General features: G+C 62.7%; 18 protein-coding genes and 1 tRNA gene. 13 read left to right on the top strand and 6 right to left on the bottom strand.

The window, feature by feature from the left end; translation table 11 throughout:
* Positions 1–112 precede the first annotated feature (112 nt).
* A complete protein-coding gene (locus ONG87_RS04990) occupies positions 113–1,054 on the top strand; it encodes a folate-binding protein YgfZ (RefSeq protein ID WP_264382322.1) in 942 nt (313 codons plus the stop codon).
* Positions 1,055–1,107: 53 nt separating this feature from the next.
* Entirely contained in the window at positions 1,108–1,920 is an 813-nt protein-coding gene (locus ONG87_RS04985) for an HDOD domain-containing protein (protein ID WP_264382321.1), read from the top strand.
* On the opposite strand, the gene ONG87_RS04980 is transcribed toward ONG87_RS04985, so the two are convergent.
* Entirely contained in the window at positions 1,917–3,299 is a 1,383-nt protein-coding gene (locus ONG87_RS04980; RefSeq protein WP_264382320.1) for a sensor histidine kinase, read from the bottom strand. The two genes, ONG87_RS04985 and ONG87_RS04980, sit on opposite strands and share 4 nt — an antisense overlap.
* Positions 3,292–3,963: a response regulator gene (locus tag ONG87_RS04975; RefSeq protein WP_049860714.1), complete on the bottom strand. Its 672-nt coding sequence runs from the start codon at positions 3,961–3,963 to the stop codon at positions 3,292–3,294. The genes ONG87_RS04980 and ONG87_RS04975 overlap by 8 nt, the downstream gene beginning before the upstream one ends.
* A gap of 274 nt (positions 3,964–4,237) precedes the next feature.
* On the opposite strand from ONG87_RS04975, the gene ONG87_RS04970 reads away from it, so the two are divergent.
* The 4 genes from ONG87_RS04970 to ONG87_RS04955 all read left to right on the top strand — a co-directional run bounded on the left by ONG87_RS04970 (position 4,238) and on the right by ONG87_RS04955 (position 8,385).
* A complete protein-coding gene (locus ONG87_RS04970; RefSeq protein ID WP_163007621.1) occupies positions 4,238–5,227 on the top strand; it encodes a tripartite tricarboxylate transporter substrate binding protein in 990 nt (329 codons plus the stop codon).
* 153 nt (positions 5,228–5,380) lie between these two features.
* On the top strand, positions 5,381–5,839 hold the full coding sequence (locus ONG87_RS04965) for a tripartite tricarboxylate transporter TctB family protein (RefSeq protein ID WP_122479723.1): 459 nt from the start codon (positions 5,381–5,383) through the stop codon (positions 5,837–5,839).
* Between the two features lies 1 nt (position 5,840).
* Positions 5,841–7,355, top strand: coding sequence for a tripartite tricarboxylate transporter permease (locus ONG87_RS04960; protein WP_122479373.1), 1,515 nt, complete (start codon positions 5,841–5,843; stop codon positions 7,353–7,355).
* A complete protein-coding gene (locus ONG87_RS04955; RefSeq protein ID WP_122479724.1) occupies positions 7,348–8,385 on the top strand; it encodes an AbrB family transcriptional regulator in 1,038 nt (345 codons plus the stop codon). The genes ONG87_RS04960 and ONG87_RS04955 overlap by 8 nt, the downstream gene beginning before the upstream one ends.
* Here the strand turns inward: ONG87_RS04955 and ung are convergent.
* Positions 8,382–9,068 (bottom strand): uracil-DNA glycosylase, encoded by a 687-nt coding sequence (gene ung, locus ONG87_RS04950; RefSeq protein WP_264382319.1) that lies wholly within the window; start codon positions 9,066–9,068, stop codon positions 8,382–8,384. The genes ONG87_RS04955 and ung overlap by 4 nt on opposite strands.
* Before the next feature lie 171 nt (positions 9,069–9,239).
* On the opposite strand from ung, the gene ONG87_RS04945 reads away from it, so the two are divergent.
* The gene (locus ONG87_RS04945) at positions 9,240–10,352 is read left to right on the top strand and encodes an enoyl-CoA hydratase/isomerase family protein (protein ID WP_192103957.1); all 1,113 of its coding nucleotides are present in this window, start codon (positions 9,240–9,242) and stop codon (positions 10,350–10,352) included.
* 48 nt (positions 10,353–10,400) lie between these two features.
* Here ONG87_RS04945 and ONG87_RS04940 read toward each other — a convergent pair whose 3' ends face one another.
* A complete protein-coding gene (locus ONG87_RS04940; protein ID WP_192050790.1) occupies positions 10,401–10,796 on the bottom strand; it encodes a hypothetical protein in 396 nt (131 codons plus the stop codon).
* Positions 10,797–11,017: 221 nt separating this feature from the next.
* Between ONG87_RS04940 and ONG87_RS04935 the strand changes: the two genes are divergently transcribed.
* From ONG87_RS04935 to ONG87_RS04920, 4 genes are all read left to right on the top strand, one after another.
* Positions 11,018–11,227, top strand: a complete 210-nt coding sequence (locus ONG87_RS04935; protein ID WP_185794202.1) for a cysteine-rich CWC family protein — start codon at positions 11,018–11,020, stop codon at positions 11,225–11,227.
* 7 nt (positions 11,228–11,234) lie between these two features.
* A complete protein-coding gene (locus ONG87_RS04930; RefSeq protein ID WP_264382318.1) occupies positions 11,235–11,927 on the top strand; it encodes a pseudouridine synthase in 693 nt (230 codons plus the stop codon).
* A 165-nt stretch (positions 11,928–12,092) separates the two neighbouring features.
* Positions 12,093–12,166: transfer RNA gene (locus ONG87_RS04925), tRNA-Gly, on the top strand.
* A gap of 289 nt (positions 12,167–12,455) precedes the next feature.
* Complete coding sequence (locus ONG87_RS04920; RefSeq protein WP_122479387.1) at positions 12,456–12,677, top strand: PLDc N-terminal domain-containing protein; 222 nt, start codon at positions 12,456–12,458, stop codon at positions 12,675–12,677.
* A 77-nt stretch (positions 12,678–12,754) separates the two neighbouring features.
* Here the strand turns inward: ONG87_RS04920 and ONG87_RS04915 are convergent, their stop codons facing one another.
* Positions 12,755–13,195 (bottom strand): YqaA family protein, encoded by a 441-nt coding sequence (locus ONG87_RS04915; protein WP_185793983.1) that lies wholly within the window; start codon positions 13,193–13,195, stop codon positions 12,755–12,757.
* A 367-nt stretch (positions 13,196–13,562) separates the two neighbouring features.
* On the opposite strand from ONG87_RS04915, the gene ONG87_RS04910 reads away from it, so the two are divergent.
* Both ONG87_RS04910 and ONG87_RS04905 read left to right on the top strand, forming a co-directional pair.
* A complete protein-coding gene (locus tag ONG87_RS04910; RefSeq protein ID WP_264382317.1) occupies positions 13,563–14,144 on the top strand; it encodes an ATP-binding protein in 582 nt (193 codons plus the stop codon).
* 102 nt (positions 14,145–14,246) lie between these two features.
* Positions 14,247–14,561, top strand: coding sequence for a hypothetical protein (locus ONG87_RS04905; RefSeq protein ID WP_185793985.1), 315 nt, complete (start codon positions 14,247–14,249; stop codon positions 14,559–14,561).
* A 98-nt stretch (positions 14,562–14,659) separates the two neighbouring features.
* Here the strand turns inward: ONG87_RS04905 and ONG87_RS04900 are convergent, their stop codons facing one another.
* Positions 14,660–15,688 carry a glycerophosphodiester phosphodiesterase gene (locus ONG87_RS04900; protein ID WP_264382826.1) on the bottom strand — a complete coding sequence of 343 codons (1,029 nt, stop codon included), beginning with the start codon at positions 15,686–15,688 and terminating at the stop codon, positions 14,660–14,662.
* Between the last annotated feature and the right edge of the window lie 152 nt (positions 15,689–15,840).

Genomic DNA, 15,840 nt, shown 5'->3' with positions numbered 1-15,840 from the left:
ATAGGCGCGCAGTATACAGAGGCGTCGGTGGGGTGTCAGGGCGGCGGGGATAGCATTCCCCCGGCGCGGGGCTCTATGATGACGTCCAGTCTTTTCAACTCAGCGATGACCCATGTCCGATAGCGCTATGTTCTGCACCCTGACCCACGAGGGCGTCCTCGCCGTTCGCGGCTCGGACGCCGGCAAGTTCCTGCAGGGCCAGCTCACCTGCAACCTCAACTACCTGGACGAGCACACGGCCAGTCTCGGCGCGCGCTGCACGCAGAAAGGCCGCATGCAGTCCAGCTTTCGCATTCTTTTGCAGGGCGATGGCTGTGTTCTGGCCATGGCCCGCGGCCTGCTCGAAGCACAATTGGCGGACCTGAAGAAGTACGCGGTGTTCTCCAAGTCCAAGCTCACCGACGAGAGCGACGCCTGGGTGCGCTTCGGCGTGCAGCATGGCGATGGCGCGCTGAACGCGCTGGGCCTGGACCTGCCCCTGGACACCGATGCTGTGGTACGTCACGGCGCGCTGATCGCAGTGCGCGTCTCGCCGGCGCGGGCCGAGCTGTGGGCGCCTGCCGAGCAGGCCGAGAACCTGGCCGCCCGGCTGGCCGAACAGCTGGCCCAGGGCTCGCTCGACGACTGGATGCTGGGGCAGATCCGCGCCGGTATCGGCCAGGTGCTGGAGCCGACTCGCGAACTGTTCATCCCGCAGATGCTGAACCTGCAGGCAGTGGGCGGCGTGAGTTTCAAGAAAGGTTGCTACACCGGCCAGGAAATCGTGGCGCGCATGCAGTACCTGGGCAAAGTCAAGCGACGCCTCTACCACGTCCAGTTGACCGGCCCGACGCGTCCGGAACCGGGTGCTGCGCTGTTCTCGCCGGTGCATGGCAGCGCCATTGGCGAGATTGCCCTGGCCGCACCGACCGCGCAGGGTTTCGAGGCCCTGGCCGTACTGCAGGACAACGCGGTCGAGGATGGTCGCATTCATCTGGGCAGTCTCGAAGGTCCTGCGCTGGCGCTTCTCACCTTGCCCTATACACTTGATCGAGACCGTGAAATACAGCGCTGACACGGCCCGTAGCAGGGCCTGCGCACCTCTCTCCCGCTATGCCGAGGCGTCGAATGAACCAGCTGGCCGATACAGTACAAAGGGATTTGCTGGCCGCCATCGACCGTGACGAACTGGTCTTGCCGACCATGCCGGAAGTCGCCCTGAAAATTCGTGAAGCGGCCGAGGACGACAACGTCAGCGTCAATCGTCTGAGTCAGGTCATCGCTCAGGACGCAGCGCTGTCGGCGCGTCTGCTCAAGGTGGTCAACAGCCCACTGCTGCGCGCCAGTTTCGAGGTCACCGACGTGCGTACGGCGATCAATCGGCTGGGCGTCAATTACAGCAGCAACCTGGCCATCGGCCTGGTCATCGAACAGATCTTCCACGCCCGCGCGCCTGCTGTGCAGAGCCGCATGCGCGAGGCCTGGCGGACCAGCCTGGAGGTGGCCGGCATGTGCACCGAGCTGGCGCGGCGATTCACCACGCTCAAGCCCGACCGCGCCGCTCTTGCCGGCCTGGTGCACCAGATCGGCGTATTGCCGATCCTGACCTACGCCCAGGAGCACAACGAACTGCTGGCCGACCCGGTGAGCCTCACCCATGTGATCGAGCATATCCATCCGCGGATAGGCGACCACATCCTGCACAAGTGGGACTTTCCGGCCATGCTCGCGCAGGTGCCAGGCCAGTTCCTGGACCTGAACCGGCACAACACCGAAACCGATTATGGCGATCTGGTGATGATCGCCACGCTGTTGCGCTTGCCGCACAACACGGGCCTGCCGATCCTGGTCGAGCATCCGGCTTACCAGCGCCTGGAGATCAAGCAAAGCCCGGTGCTGCTGGCCAGCGATCTGCTGCAGGCACAGTCGCTGCTGAACTAGAGCGCGAAGTCGACACGCACCTTCAAACCGCCCCTGGCGCCATCGTGCAGGCTGATGCGCGCCATGTGTGCGCGGCAGATTTCCCCGACGATGGCCAGGCCCAGTCCGGTTCCGCTGCTCTGCGCGTTGCGCCGGTAGAAGCGCTCGAACACGCGATCGCGTTCGTCCGCCGGAATGCCTGGCCCGTCGTCCTCGACTTCGAGGATGCCGGGGGTCAGCACGCGCAGAATGACGTTACCGCCGGCCGGGGTATGCGCCAGGGCGTTGTCCACCAGGTTGCTGAGCAGCTCGTTGAGCAACGTCGGCTCGCCGCGCAGCCAGATGGGCTCGTCGGCCTCCAGCGCCAGCGCCACGCCTCGGCCGTGGGCCAGGGGCGCCATGGCCATGCCCAGTTCGCGGGCCAATTGGCTCAGGTCCAGGCGCTGGGCGCCGCCTTCGGCAATGGCCCGTGCGCCGTTCTCGACCCTGGCCAGCGACAGTAGCTGATTGGCCAGGTGGGTAAGTTTGTCGGTGCCTTCCACTGCCTGCTGCAGGGTGGTGCGCCAGACTTCCGGATGTTCGGCGCGCAGGCCCAGCTCCACCCTCGCCTTGAGCGCAGCCAGCGGCGTGCGCAACTCGTGGGCAGCATCGGCAATGAACTGCGCCTGACGCTCGAACTGGACGCGCAGGCGTTCGGTGAAATGGTTGAGGGCCTGCACCAGCGGCCACAGTTCCCGCTGGACCTCGACCAGCGGCAGGGGGCGCAGGTCATCCGGCTGACGGTCTTCGACTTCGTCGCGCAAACGCTCCAGTGGGCGCAGGGCGGCGCTGACCGTGACCCACACCAACAACAAGGCGCCGCCGCCGAGCATGCCCAGGCGCAGCAGGGTGTCGGCCATCAGGCTACGGGCCATCGACACGCGCGCTTCTTCGGTCTCGGCCACGCGAATTTCTGCCATGCCGATCATGTTCGGTTCGCTGACGGCCTTCAGCAGGCTCACCACACGTACGTCCTGCCCCAGATAACGGCCGCTGTAGAACGTGGCCAGGGCCGGGTAGTCGTCCGTGCGCGGAGTGCCGCGCGGCGGCGCCGGCAGGTTTTCGTAGCCGGAGATCAGCTTGTGGTCGATGTCGTTGACCTGGTAGTAGATGCGCCCGGCGCTGTCGTAGGCGAAAGTATCCAGGGCCACGTAGGGCACGTCGGCACTGAGCGTGCCGTCGCGCTGGGACAGCCCGGCGGCAATGGTGCGCGCCGAGGCCAGCAGGGTCCGGTCATAAGCCGTGTCGGCCGCTTCGCGGCCATTCCAGTAGGCACTCAGACCGCTGGCCAGCATCAGGAAGACCAGCAGCATGGCGAGGTTCCACAGCAGCCGCCAACGCAGGCTGCTGACTTCACGCATCGCGGCTTTCCAGCAGGTAGCCCAGACCGCGGAAGGTGACGATGGCGATCGGTTGCTTGTCGAGCTTCTTGCGCAGGCGGTGCACATAGATCTCGATGGCGTCGGCGCTGGCCTCTTCGTCCAGCCCGAACACCTGGGCCGCCAATTGCTCCTTGCTCATCACCCGTCCTGGCCGGGCGATCAGCGCCTCGAGCACGGCCTGCTCACGGGAGGTCAGGGTCAGCAGCTCCTTGCCCAGGGTGAAGCGCCGCGTATCCAGGTCATAGGCCAGCGGACCGCAGCGCTGCTGGCGCTCACCACCAAGCACGGTGCGCCGCAGCAGGGCCTTGACCCGGGCTTCCAGCTCGGTGAGCTCGAACGGCTTGGCCAGGTAGTCGTCGGCGCCCAGGTTCAGGCCATGGACGCGGTCCTTGACGTCGCTGCGCGCCGTGAGCATCAGCACCGGCAAATTCTTGCCCCGCGCCCGCAGGCGCGCCAGCACTTCAAAACCGTCGAGCCTGGGCAGGCCGACGTCGAGTATCGCGGCGGCGTACTCCTCGCTGGCCAGGGCCAGGTCTGCCGCGACGCCGTCGTGGAGCACATCGACGGTCAAGCCGGTGGCCTTCAGCGCCTGGGCGACACTTTCGGCCAACTGCAGGTGATCTTCTACAAGCAGGACACGCATCGGTATTCCTCACGGCCAATCTTTTCTATATCGGAATGATGTTGCCGTAGTACGGTATTCGCTGCTGCCAGAGCCAGCCGCGAAGGCTCATCAACCGCTTTATGTGCCCGAGTTTACAGGCCCGTGCCGGACTGTGAAGCAGTCTTGGCAGATTGACCGCCACTGAAAGCTTGGTGAAAGGTTCGCAACATAAGGTTTCAGCAAGGCGAGTCCGTAGAGACCTGCCACGCAAACGTCACGATACGTTTTCGATAACAAGAACAACAATGGAGAAATACCCATGATTCGCGCCATGCGTCCGCTTGCCCTGGCTGTCAGCTGCCTGTTCATCAGTGCCCCGCTGCTTGCCCAGGAAGAACCCAAACGTCCTGAATGCATTGCCCCAGCCTCGCCTGGCGGCGGCTTCGACCTGACCTGCAAACTTGCCCAAAGCGCACTGGTCAACGAGAAACTGCTGTCCAAACCCATGCGCGTCACCTACATGCCCGGCGGCGTCGGCGCGGTGGCCTACAACGCGGTGGTCGCCCAGCGCCCGGCCGACGCAGGCACGTTGGTGGCTTGGTCCAGCGGCTCGCTGCTCAACCTGGCGCAAGGCAAGTTCGGCCGTTTCGACGAGAACGCCGTACGCTGGTTGGCTGCGGTAGGCACCAGCTATGGCGCCATCGCGGTCAAGAGCGATTCGCCCTACAAGACACTGGATGACCTGGTCAAGGCGCTCAAGGCCGACCCGAGCAAAGTCGTGATCGGCTCCGGCGGCACCGTCGGCAGCCAGGACTGGATGCAGACCGCACTGATCGCCAAGGCTGCCGGGATCAACCCGCGCGACTTGCGCTACGTTGCCCTGGAAGGTGGCGGTGAAATCGCCACGGCCCTGCTCGGCGGCCACATCCAGGTCGGCAGCACCGACATCTCCGACTCCATGCCGCACATCCTCAGCGGTGACATGCGTCTGCTCGCGGTGTTCTCCGACAAGCGTCTGGACGAGCCGGAAATGAAGGACATCCCCACTGCCAAGGAGCAGGGCTACGACATCGTCTGGCCTGTGGTGCGCGGCTTCTACCTGGGGCCGAAGGTGACCGACGCCGAATACGACTGGTGGAAAGCGGCGTTCGACAAGCTGCTGGCATCCGAAGAATTCGCCAAGCTGCGTGACCAGCGCGAGCTGTTCCCGTTCGCCATGACCGGGCAGGAGCTGGACACCTACGTGAAGAAACAGGTCGCCGAGTACAAGACCCTGGCCAAGGAATTCGGCCTGGTTCAGTAATCGGCCTGGGTCCGCGGGGAGCCATTCGCGGGCAGAGACCCGCTCCCACAGGGTTGGATATACACGTCCACTGTGAGAGCGGATCTCTGCCCCCGAAGGCTTCCCTGCCGACACCACCATCGTCCTCCTTCACGAAGGAACATGACCATGATCATGATCGTTCAACGGCTTTTCGCCCTGCTGTTGCTGCTTGTCTGTGCCGGTCTGGCACTGATGGCCTGGCCTTACCAGGCACCCTTTTCCTATGAGCCGGTAGGCCCGCGCGCCTACCCGTTGCTGATGCTGGGCCTGATGAGCCTGGCCCTGCTGTACCTGGTGTTTCGTCCCACTCCGATCGTGCACAGCGAGGAAGAGCCGCCGCTGGACCGTCCGACCCTGAAGAAGATCGCCATATGCATCGGTTTGCTGCTGGTGTTCGCCGGGCTGTTCGAACCCCTGGGCTTCATTCTCAGCAGCATCCTGATCGGCATTCCGATGGCCCTGCTGTACGGCGGCCGCGCAGTGCCCAGCGTGATCATCATCACCTTGATGAGCATCGGCCTGTACGTGCTCTTCGATAAAGTCATGGACGTGCCGCTGCCCTTGGGCCTGCTCAGCGTTCTGGAGAACTGACATGGATACTCTTGGCTACCTGGGTCAGGGCTTCGGCGTTGCACTGACCCCTTACAACCTGATCACCGCCCTGTCGGGCACCCTGATCGGCACCGTGGTCGGCCTGCTGCCGGGCCTGGGGCCGATCAATGGCGTGGCACTGCTCATCCCGATCGCCTTCGCTCTGGGCCTGCCGCCGGAGTCGGCACTGATCCTGCTGGCGGCGGTGTACCTGGGCTGCGAATACGGCGGTCGGATCAGCTCGATCCTGCTCAACATCCCTGGCGAAGCATCGACCGTGATGACCACTCTGGACGGCTATCCGATGGCCCGCCAGGGTCTGGCCGGCGTTGCGCTGTCGTTGTCCGCGTGGAGCTCGTTCATCGGTGCATTCATCGCCACCTGCGGCATGGTCATGTTTGCCCCGATCCTGGCCAAATGGGCGATTGCCTTCGGCCCTGCGGAATACTTCGTGTTGATGGTGTTCGCCATCGTCTGCCTGGGCGGCATGGCCGGCGACAGGCCGTTGAAGACGTTCATCGCGGCGCTGATCGGTCTGTTCCTGTCCAGTGTCGGCATCGACGCCAACAGCGGCGTGTACCGTTTCACTGGCGACAACATCCACCTGGCCGACGGCATCCAGTTCGTCGTGCTGGTGCTGGGCCTGTTCTCGATCAGTGAAATCCTCTTGCTGCTGGAAAAGACTCACCACGGCAGCGTGGCCGTCACGGCCACCGGGCGCATGATGTTCAACCTCAAGGAAGCCGCTTCGGTGTTCTGGGTGAACATTCGCTGCGGCGTGCTGGGCTTCATCATGGGCGTACTGCCCGGCGCCGGCGCCACCCTGGCCAGCGCGGTGGCCTACACCACCGAGAAGCGCCTGGCAGGTGCCAGTGGCAAGTTCGGCCAAGGTGACAAGCGTGGCCTGGCCGCACCGGAAACCGCCATCGGCGCCACTGCCTGCGGCGCCCTGGTGCCGATGCTGACCCTGGGCGTACCGGGTTCGGGCACCACCGCAGTGATGATCGGCGCCCTGTCGCTGTACAACATCACTCCAGGCCCGCTGCTGTTCCAACAGCAACCGGACATCGTCTGGGGCCTGATCGCCTCGCTGTTCATCGCCAACATCATGCTGGTGATCCTGAACATCCCGATGATCCGCATCTTCACCAAGATCCTCGCCGTGCCGAACTGGGCACTGGTACCGGTCATCGCCATCATCACCGGCATCGGCGTCTACGCGGTCCACGCGACCACCTTCGACCTTTTCCTGATGATCGGTATCGGCATCTTCGGCTACATCCTGCGGAAGCTGGATTTCCCGCTGTCGCCTGTCCTGCTCGGTTTCATCCTGGGCGGCCTGATGGAGCAGAACCTGCGTCGCGCGCTGTCGATTTCCAACGGCGAACTGCAGATCCTCTGGGGCAGCCCGATCACCGCAGGTGTCTGGATCCTGACCATTCTGATGCTGCTGCTGCCGGTGGTTCGTATCTGGCGCAAGCGCGCTGCCATGCGTCGTGCCGCTGCCGATGTTTGATCGGTTCCTGCACAACTGGTGGGGTACACCGTTCGTAGGTCTGGCTGGCGGCTATGTCGCCAGCCTGATCGGCTGGCCGCTGCCCTGGATGATCGGCTCGTTGCTGGCGATCATCCTGGTGCGCTGCCTGACACCTTGGCAATTGGCGGAAATACCCAATGGCCGCAAGCTGGGCCAGTGGATCGTCGGCATAGGCATCGGCCTGCACTTCACCCCCTTGGTGATGGAGCAGGTGGGCGGCCATTTCGGTCTGATTTTTTTCGGAGCGCTGATCACCAGCGTTTCCAGTGCCGTGGGCGTGTGGCTGATGCTGCGCACCGGTGAAGACCGGGCCACGGCTTTTTTTTCCAGCATGCCGGGCGGTTCCGGCGAAATGGTCAACCTGGGCGCGCGCAACGGCGCCGACCTCAGCCGCGTCGCCGCAGGGCAGAGCCTGCGGGTGCTGGCGGTGGTGCTGTGTGTGCCGGCGCTGTTCAAATTCCTGATGGGCGACGGCACACCCATCAGCCATGAAGGCGGCGTCGACTGGGCCTGGCTGGCGTTGATCTTCCCCCTCGCCGGGGTGGCGGCCTGGATCTGGCAGCGACTGGACCAGCCCAACCCCTGGCTGTTCGGCCCCTTGCTGGTCAGCGCTGCCATGAGCGTAAGCTTCGATCTGCACATCGGCCTGCCGGACGGTGGCAGCCAGATCGGCCAGTGGCTGATCGGCAGCGGCCTGGGCTGTCACTTCAATCGCGCGTTCTTTCGCCGCGCACCGTCGTTTCTCGCTCGCACGCTGGTCAGCACCGCCCTGACCATGGCCATTGCCGGCGGCTGCGCGCTGGCCCTGAGCGCCCTGACCAACCTCGACCTGCGCTCGCTGACCCTGGGCATGATGCCCGGGGGCATTGCCGAGATGAGCCTGACCGCCGAGGTGCTGCAGCTGTCGGTACCGCTGGTGACCGCGATGCAGGTGATGCGCCTGCTGTTCGTGCTGTTTCTGGCCGAGCCGCTGTTTCGCCAGTGGCAGAAGCGCCGACCGGTGCCTTAGGGCAGGCGCCAGTCGATGGCGGTCAGCCCGTTCTGTTCGAGGAACTTGTTGGCGCGGCTGAAGTGGCCGTTGCCGATGAAGCCCTTGTGCGCCGACAACGGCGAGGGGTGCACAGAGGTCAGCACCAGGTGCTTGCTGTTGTCGATCAGCTTCTGCTTGCTCTGCGCATGGGCGCCCCAGAGCATGAACACCACGCTGGACTGCTGCTCGCTGACCACTTCGATGATGCGGTCGGTGAACGGCTGCCAGCCTTTCTTGGCGTGGGCGGCGGCATTCGCCCTTTCCACCGTCATGGTGGTATTCAGCAGCAACACCCCCTGCTCCGCCCAGCTTTGCAGATAGCCATGCTTGGGAATGTCGATGTTCAGATCGCGCTTGAGCTCCTTGTAGATGTTCACCAGCGAGGGCGGCGTGGGGATGCCTGGCTGCACCGAAAAACACAGACCATGCGCCTGGCCCGGACCGTGGTAGGGATCCTGGCCAAGAATCACGACTTTTACCTGTTCCAGCGGCGTGGTATTGAGCGCGTTGAAGATCATCGGCCCGGGCGGATAGATTTCTTTCCCCAACGCATGCTCCTGGCGCAGGAATTCGCGCAACTGGGCCATGTAGGGCTGGTCGAATTCCTCACGCAGTGCAGCTTTCCAGCTAGGCTCGAGTTTGATGCGGTCGTCTGTGCTCATATGTTCACCAAAAAGAAGCAGGCACCAAAAAACAGAAGGCACCGGAAATCAGTGGGCGGACGGTAGGAAAGCGGACACGGAAAGTCAAATGCAGACAGGATCGCTGCCACCCTACGCCGGCCATTCGCTATGGCTGTTCCGCGGCTACCGCCCCTTTGATGCGAGGTCACGATGGATTTGAATTTCGAAGAACTCAGTGCCGGCAATGGCGCACGTATCGGTATCGTCTCGCTTGCTGCAGAGAAAAGTCTAAACGCTTTGACCTTGCCGATGCTCGAAGCGCTCGCCGGAAAATTCGATGAGTGGGCGCAGGATGAACGTGTGGTCTGCGTCGTCTTGCGCGGCGAAGGCGAAAAAGCCTTCTGCGCCGGGGGCGATGTGCGCAGCCTGGTTCAGGCCTGCCGCGCCCACCCCGGCGAAGTGCCGCCGCTGGCAGCGCGTTTCTTCGCTGCCGAATACCGCTTCGACTACCGCCTGCACACCTACCCCAAGCCGGTGATCTGCTGGGGCCACGGCTACGTACTGGGCGGTGGCATGGGCTTGCTGCAGGCGTCGAGCATTCGCATCGTCACGCCGAGCAGCCGCCTGGCCATGCCCGAGATCACCATCGGCCTGTACCCGGATGTCGGCGCCAGCGGATTCCTCTCGCGCATGCCCGGCAAGCTCGGTCTGTTCCTGGGCCTGACCGGCGCGCAGATCAACGCCCGTGACGCCCTTGACCTGGGCCTGGCCGACCGTTGCCTGCGCGACGATCAATACGAAGATCTGCTCGACGGCCTGCTGCAGCTGAACTGGCAGGAGCAGACAGCCATGCAGCTGAACAGCCTGCTCAAGGCCCTCGAACACGATGCGCGCGACAGTGCCCCAGCGGCGCAGTGGCTGCCGCGCCGGGCCGCCATCGACGCCCAGCTGGACGTCAGCGATGCGCCGGGCGCCTGGCATGCACTGGTGCAATGGCAACGACACGAGGACCCCTTGCTGGCCAAGGCCGCCAGCAACCTCGCCAAGGGCTGCCCGCTGACCGCGCATTTGATCTGGGCGCAATTGGCCCGTGCCCGCCACTTGTCGCTGGCCCAGGTGTTCCAGATGGAATACAGCTTGAGCCTGAACTGCTGCCGTCATCCCGAATTCAGCGAAGGCGTGCGTGCGCGCCTGATCGACAAGGACAACCAGCCGCACTGGCACTGGCCCGATGTCGACCATGTACCGCAGGCAGTGGTCGAGGCGCATTTCGGCAAGGCCTGGGAAGGCCGTCATCCGCTGGCGGATCTTTGTGATTACTGAATGGCAGGTGAAAAACGAAAACGGCGCCCCTGAGGGCGCCGTTGCTGGCTAGTGTCGACCGCCGCGGCCCGGGCCACGGTCGGAGCCTCGGCCCCGGTTCCAATCCTGGCCGTAATGCCGCGCCGGCCCGTCGCGCCAGCGTGGATCGGGGCCGCGCCCTGGCCTGAACCCCGGCCGGTAGTGCGGAGCAGGCGGACCGTAGTAGCGCGGCGGCGGCACCGCGTAATACCGAGGCGAAGAAAAGTAGCGCGGCCCCTCGTAGTAGCGCGGTGCCGGCGTCACGTAGTAACCACTGCCGTAGGGCTGGCTGTAGGGGTAGTAGCCGCCTCTGGGCGAACTGTCCACGGAATAGACTTCGGTGCGGTAGTAACCTCCCCCTCCATAGGGCACACAGGCACTTGTCAACAAGCCCAATACCACGATCAAAAGAGCTCTAGGGGACATAAGCGGCCTCCTGGACCGCGAGAGGGATCGAACCAGCACGACTGGTCGTTACCCGGAACGATGGTTCTGGGCATAACTCAGACAGCGGAAAAGATACTGCATTTCACACGGCAATAAATTGATACAAAGCGTTCTGCATTGACGCTTTTCGCCGACCTGCAGGGCGCTGAAGTAGAATGCCACGTTCATACCTTCACGGATCGCTCATGACCACGCTCGCGCTGACCGACAGCCGCCTTTGCCCAGCCTGCGGCGGCCGCAACGACTGCACATTGGCCGATGCCAAGACGGCTGCACAGCCGTGCTGGTGCTACACGGTCAGCATCGACCCCGCTGTGCTGCGAGCTTTGCCCGAGCATTTGCGCAACGCCGCCTGCTTGTGTCCGCGCTGCGCGCGAGTGAATGAGCAACTGCCTGAGTCGGAGGCATAGCGCAGCAATGCGTCTGGACAGATTTCTTTCCAATTTCGAACGCTTCAACCGGCAGCAGGTGCGCCTGGCCTTGATCGCAGGACGGGTCCAGGTGGATGGCAGCGTGGTCCGCGACCCGCTGCATGCTGTCTCTGAGTTCAGCGAAGTACGGCTTGACCAGACGTTGTTGCAGGCCGGCTATCCTGCTCGCTACCTGATGCTGCACAAACCACCTGGTTGCGTCAGCGCCACGCAGGATCCGCAGCATCGGACCGTTCTTGACCTGCTCGAGGTGCCCGACAAGCACCAGTTGCACATCGCCGGGCGACTGGATTTCAACACCACCGGGCTGATGATCCTGACCAACGATGGGCAATGGTCACGCCGCCTGACCCAACCGGCAACCAAGCTGCCCAAGGTGTACCTGGTCGAGACCGAGCAGGTCATCGAACCCCATTACGTCGAGACGTTCGCCAAGGGCATCTACTTCGCTTTCGAAGACCTCACCACCCTGCCCGCCCACCTCGACATCCTCGGCCCGCGCCTGGCGCGCCTGAGCATCGTCGAAGGGCGTTACCACCAGGTGAAGCGGATGTTCGGCTACTTCCAGAACAAGGTGCTCACGCTGCACCGAGAGCGCATGGGCGCGCTGGTACTCGATGACAGCCTGCAACCCGGCCAGTACCGCAGCTTGAGCGCAGAGGAGATCGGTCTGGTTTGAGGGGAGTCGAGCAGAGAAACGAAAATTAGCGCTTCAAATTGCCAGGCGCTTCTGGTACAAAGTCAGCCGCCCGGAGCAGGTGTCGAAAGACGCAGTGCACCGAGGTCGCCAAGCTGGCAATCGAGTTCGCAATGAACTGCCAGCGGCACGGAAACAACGCGTCATGCGGGTATAGTTTAGTGGTAAAACGAAAGCTTCCCAAGCTTTAGTTGAGGGTTCGATTCCCTCTACCCGCTCCATGTTTCAGGCAGTATTTTGATTTTTTCCCCTCCCCGCTCAGCCTCTTATCCGCCGAACCTTGTTCGCCATACTCCGCAGAACACTGCCTCCGGCGTAACGAAGCTCGGGCCATCGGCTTCGCCAGCTCATGGATATCATCAGCCAATGCACAGGCGCCGATTTGCCCCCCCTTCTACATCATGCAAATCGAGCACGGGAACGTACGGTCAATCGCCAACTGGAAATGATCGGGAACTTGCGCAGACCGGTATCCCTCTCCTGTAGGTGATTGCTCAGGAGTGATAGACCATGGAAACCTCGATTTTCTGGGCGGCGTCCGCCGTGATCGTTCTGTTGCTGGACGCTTGGGTACTGACGAGCGTCTGGCGAAGCACCAAAAGCTCCGGCACGAAGCTGGGCTGGACGGTGCTGATCTTTGTACTGCCCCTTGTCGGACTCGCCATCTGGGGCATCGCGGGGCCGAGAGGCGTTGCCATTCCGCCAACATCGGATAAGCACAGCAAAGGCTGATGTCGATCCTACCCATCTGATACGCGTTGGCTGGCATGTATTTAATTCGCCATCCCCAGGCGTTTGGCTGAAGGCGTTCATATCGCCCAGCCAAGCGTGATCGCGGTCAGTGCCAGATAGCGGAACGCCTTGGCCAGTGTAACCACGACCAGAAAACGCCAGAGCGGCTCACGCATGACGCCAGCGATCATAGTGATGGGATCACCGATGATCGGCACCCAGCTGAACAAGAGCGCCCAGTATCCGTAGCGCAGGTAGGCATTCTGCGCTTTATCCAAGTGGCGCTCACTGATGGGAAACCAACGGCGGTGCCGAAAACGTTCGATAGAGCGGCCCAGGTACCAGTTCACGACAGAACCCAGCACGTTGCCCGCCGTGGCGATCAGTACGAGCAACACCGTTGCGTAGTGTTGCGAAACAAGCATGCCCACCAATACCGCTTCGGATTGCAAAGGCAGAAGCGTGGCGGCACCGAACGCCACGACGAAAAGGCTTACATAGCTGGTCAGTTCGAACACCTTGTCATCTCGCGTGTGAAGGCCTGCTGCGGAGTGAACGTTTCAAACGCAGTTATCCGCAACAGCTCGCAGGTTTCAAGGGCTGATACCAGCTCTGCTGTACCGCATGGTGTGGAAACTGTCCCATTGGCACCAGCTATACAGATAAACAAGATGCAGATGTAGCGCATCGATCAGCACAGATTCGTTGCCCGGAACCTTGTAAAGCCCCCCGCCCAGCACCCTTCATTTCTCGATCAAACAGCCAGTTACGCCAACTCAATCAGAAAACTACCCAACATTGCGAAGAAATTTCTGACACTGACGTTGACGGTTCAGTTGCCTATCCAGCCTAGTAATACCCTCTTACTTGATAGGGACATCCATCATGATCATCCTGGTAGCCGGTATTCATGGCGTGGGAAAAACCTGGCATTGCGAGCATTACGCGCACCGTCGGGGCGTGTTGCACAGCAGCGCTTCGGGTTTGGTCAGGCAGGTGTTGGCCTGTGTGAAATGGAGCGATGATCGCTATGCGACCAATCGAGACCGCAACCGCCAGGCACTGGAACTGGCCGTGACCAGCATCGCCGCCAGTGGCAAGTCGATGCTGCTGGAAGGAAACGTGGCGTTGATGGGTAAGCGCCCACGTTCGTCGGGCACCGATCTGACGGCGTTCGAGCGGCTTTCCCTGGGGGCGATTCTATTGCTGGAGAGCGATCCGTGGACGGTGTTGAAGCGCTTGCCGGCCAGCCACGCTTCGCCGACCGAAGTCGAGGTGTTCCAGCATCAGAAGCGTGACAGCGCGCGAGCGGTGGCGCGGCATCTGGACATTCCGCTGATGCTGCTGCGCGACTGCAGTGATCACACCTTTTGCCAGACCCTGGACGCATGGCTAAAGCGCGGCCAGCCCATCTCCATTGATACAGCCAGACGCCATCCACCTGGATTTCATCGCCAATACCGCTGAGAAGCATTGCCGCTACGAGATGCCGCTCGTCGCCTCGACGGCACCTTGCGCGCAAGAGGCTGGCCCAATGCTTGTACCCCCCATTCACTGCGGAGATGCACCATGATGATTAGCAAAAAGCTTGCCTCGCTGGCTCTGGCCGGTCTTCTGTCGGCTTCGTCGTTCGCGGCGATGGCGGCGTCCAACGACAGCAACCCCACGGCTACGCCAGAAGCGCCATCGGGCAAGCAGGTCATTCCAGGCACTGACAAGTCACCCGACAATGGCAACGCCACTGGCATAGACGGCAAGACCGGTTCGATGAGCCAGGGCGCAGATGCCGGCACCACCGATGGTGGGCCTACCCCGATGGGCGCGACCAAAGGCGATGGCAGCTCGGGCAACAGCGGCGGCAACGGCAGCGGCGCTGGCAAATAAGCCCACCGCACCTTCTGCAGCGGCGCGAATTCCGTCCTTCAAATTGCCAAGCGCAATTGCAAGGTCAACCGGATTCGCGCCGTTGGCGTTTCCGCAGATCAGTAACCGTTGCGTTGAAGAACCTCGATCACCGATTCAGCGGCAGGACGCTTGTAGAACTTCAGCAGCTCGCTGGTACGGTTGGTGAAGATGCCATCCACGCCTGCGTCACTGACCTTCTTGAAATCGACCGGCTCGTCCGCGGTATACACGTGCACCAGAAGGCCTTTGTCGTGGGTCAGCTTGTTCATCCAGGGCTGAACCAGGTCCATGTAGCTCTGCTCTCCCCCCTCGGTCAACGCTGCCGAAGGCCCGGTACCCACCGCGCCGTTGGCTTTGGCGATGTCCAGCCAGCGCTCGAACTCGGCACGGTCGCGGGGTCGTTGCTGGGCGTAGTAAGCCGCTTTGTCCTTCATGCCGGACGCTGCGAACGTCACCTTGGATCCGGGTTCGATGCTGCCCTCGCCTACCCATAGCAGCAGCACCTTGGGTACCTGCGGCATTTCCTTGGCCAGCAGTTCCAGGCTGCCCTTTTCGAACGTCTGCAACACGACCCGGTGCTGACCGTCGAGCCAGCCACGCTGCTCGAGTTTGGCCTTGAGGTCACGCTCGATACCAGGAAACTGCTGCGGTACCTTGGTTTCGATGTACACCCCAGGCGTGTGCGTACCGCCTTGCGCCACGTCGAGTACCTCATCCAGGGTGAGAATCTTCAAGCCTTTGTAGCTGTCACGGGCGCGCTCGGGGTGCGCTGCGTTGAACCAGCTGCCGGCATCCAGGGTTTTCAGCTCCGCCAGGGTGAAGTCGCTGGCCGGCTTGTCCTTGCGCTCGGGAAACTTGCTGGCGATGTCGGTGGTGCGCAGCAAGGTATCGTCGTGCAGTGCGATCAGTTGCCCGTCGCGAGTGCGCTGCACATCGAGTTCCAGATAGTCGGCGCCCAGATCACGGGCCAGCAGGTAGGCCGGCAGTGTCGATTCCGGCGCATCGAACGAAGCACCTCGATGGGCAATGACCGCAGGGTGGGGAATGTTGGCGGCATGAGCCAACTGATCGGGGGTTTGCCCTTGGGCCGAGGCAGCTGCGCCCATGGCAGCAGTGAGGCAGAGCGTCTTGTACAGGTGTGCCAACATGTGTAGTCCTTCCACGGATGATCGAAAACGGCGCGGTTTGATGCCGGTGAACCGACCTAGCATAGACGGCGTCGGATGACAGGACATGGCGTGATAGAGTCGCGCCCTTG

This window comes from Pseudomonas sp. MM227 (assembly GCF_947090715.1).
Lineage (GTDB): Bacteria > Pseudomonadota > Gammaproteobacteria > Pseudomonadales > Pseudomonadaceae > Aquipseudomonas > Aquipseudomonas baltica.
The sequence above is the reverse complement of the archived record's forward strand: the minus strand, read 5'-3'. Positions and strand labels throughout refer to the sequence as shown.

Coding starts and splice junctions, on each gene's coding strand:
- ONG87_RS04920 (WP_122479387.1), top strand. CDS start 12,456: ATGGAAACCTCGATTTTCTGGGCGGCGTCCGCCGTGATCGTTCTGTTG.
- ONG87_RS04900 (WP_264382826.1), bottom strand. CDS start 15,688: ATGGGCGCAGCTGCCTCGGCCCAAGGGCAAACCCCCGATCAGTTGGCT.
- ONG87_RS04910 (WP_264382317.1), top strand. CDS start 13,563: ATGATCATCCTGGTAGCCGGTATTCATGGCGTGGGAAAAACCTGGCAT.
- ONG87_RS04930 (WP_264382318.1), top strand. CDS start 11,235: ATGCGTCTGGACAGATTTCTTTCCAATTTCGAACGCTTCAACCGGCAG.
- ONG87_RS04945 (WP_192103957.1), top strand. CDS start 9,240: ATGGATTTGAATTTCGAAGAACTCAGTGCCGGCAATGGCGCACGTATC.
- ONG87_RS04960 (WP_122479373.1), top strand. CDS start 5,841: ATGGATACTCTTGGCTACCTGGGTCAGGGCTTCGGCGTTGCACTGACC.
- ung (WP_264382319.1), bottom strand. CDS start 9,068: ATGAGCACAGACGACCGCATCAAACTCGAGCCTAGCTGGAAAGCTGCA.
- ONG87_RS04955 (WP_122479724.1), top strand. CDS start 7,348: ATGTTTGATCGGTTCCTGCACAACTGGTGGGGTACACCGTTCGTAGGT.
- ONG87_RS04985 (WP_264382321.1), top strand. CDS start 1,108: ATGAACCAGCTGGCCGATACAGTACAAAGGGATTTGCTGGCCGCCATC.
- ONG87_RS04905 (WP_185793985.1), top strand. CDS start 14,247: ATGATGATTAGCAAAAAGCTTGCCTCGCTGGCTCTGGCCGGTCTTCTG.
- ONG87_RS04990 (WP_264382322.1), top strand. CDS start 113: ATGTCCGATAGCGCTATGTTCTGCACCCTGACCCACGAGGGCGTCCTC.
- ONG87_RS04980 (WP_264382320.1), bottom strand. CDS start 3,299: ATGCGTGAAGTCAGCAGCCTGCGTTGGCGGCTGCTGTGGAACCTCGCC.
- ONG87_RS04975 (WP_049860714.1), bottom strand. CDS start 3,963: ATGCGTGTCCTGCTTGTAGAAGATCACCTGCAGTTGGCCGAAAGTGTC.
- ONG87_RS04940 (WP_192050790.1), bottom strand. CDS start 10,796: ATGTCCCCTAGAGCTCTTTTGATCGTGGTATTGGGCTTGTTGACAAGT.
- ONG87_RS04965 (WP_122479723.1), top strand. CDS start 5,381: ATGATCGTTCAACGGCTTTTCGCCCTGCTGTTGCTGCTTGTCTGTGCC.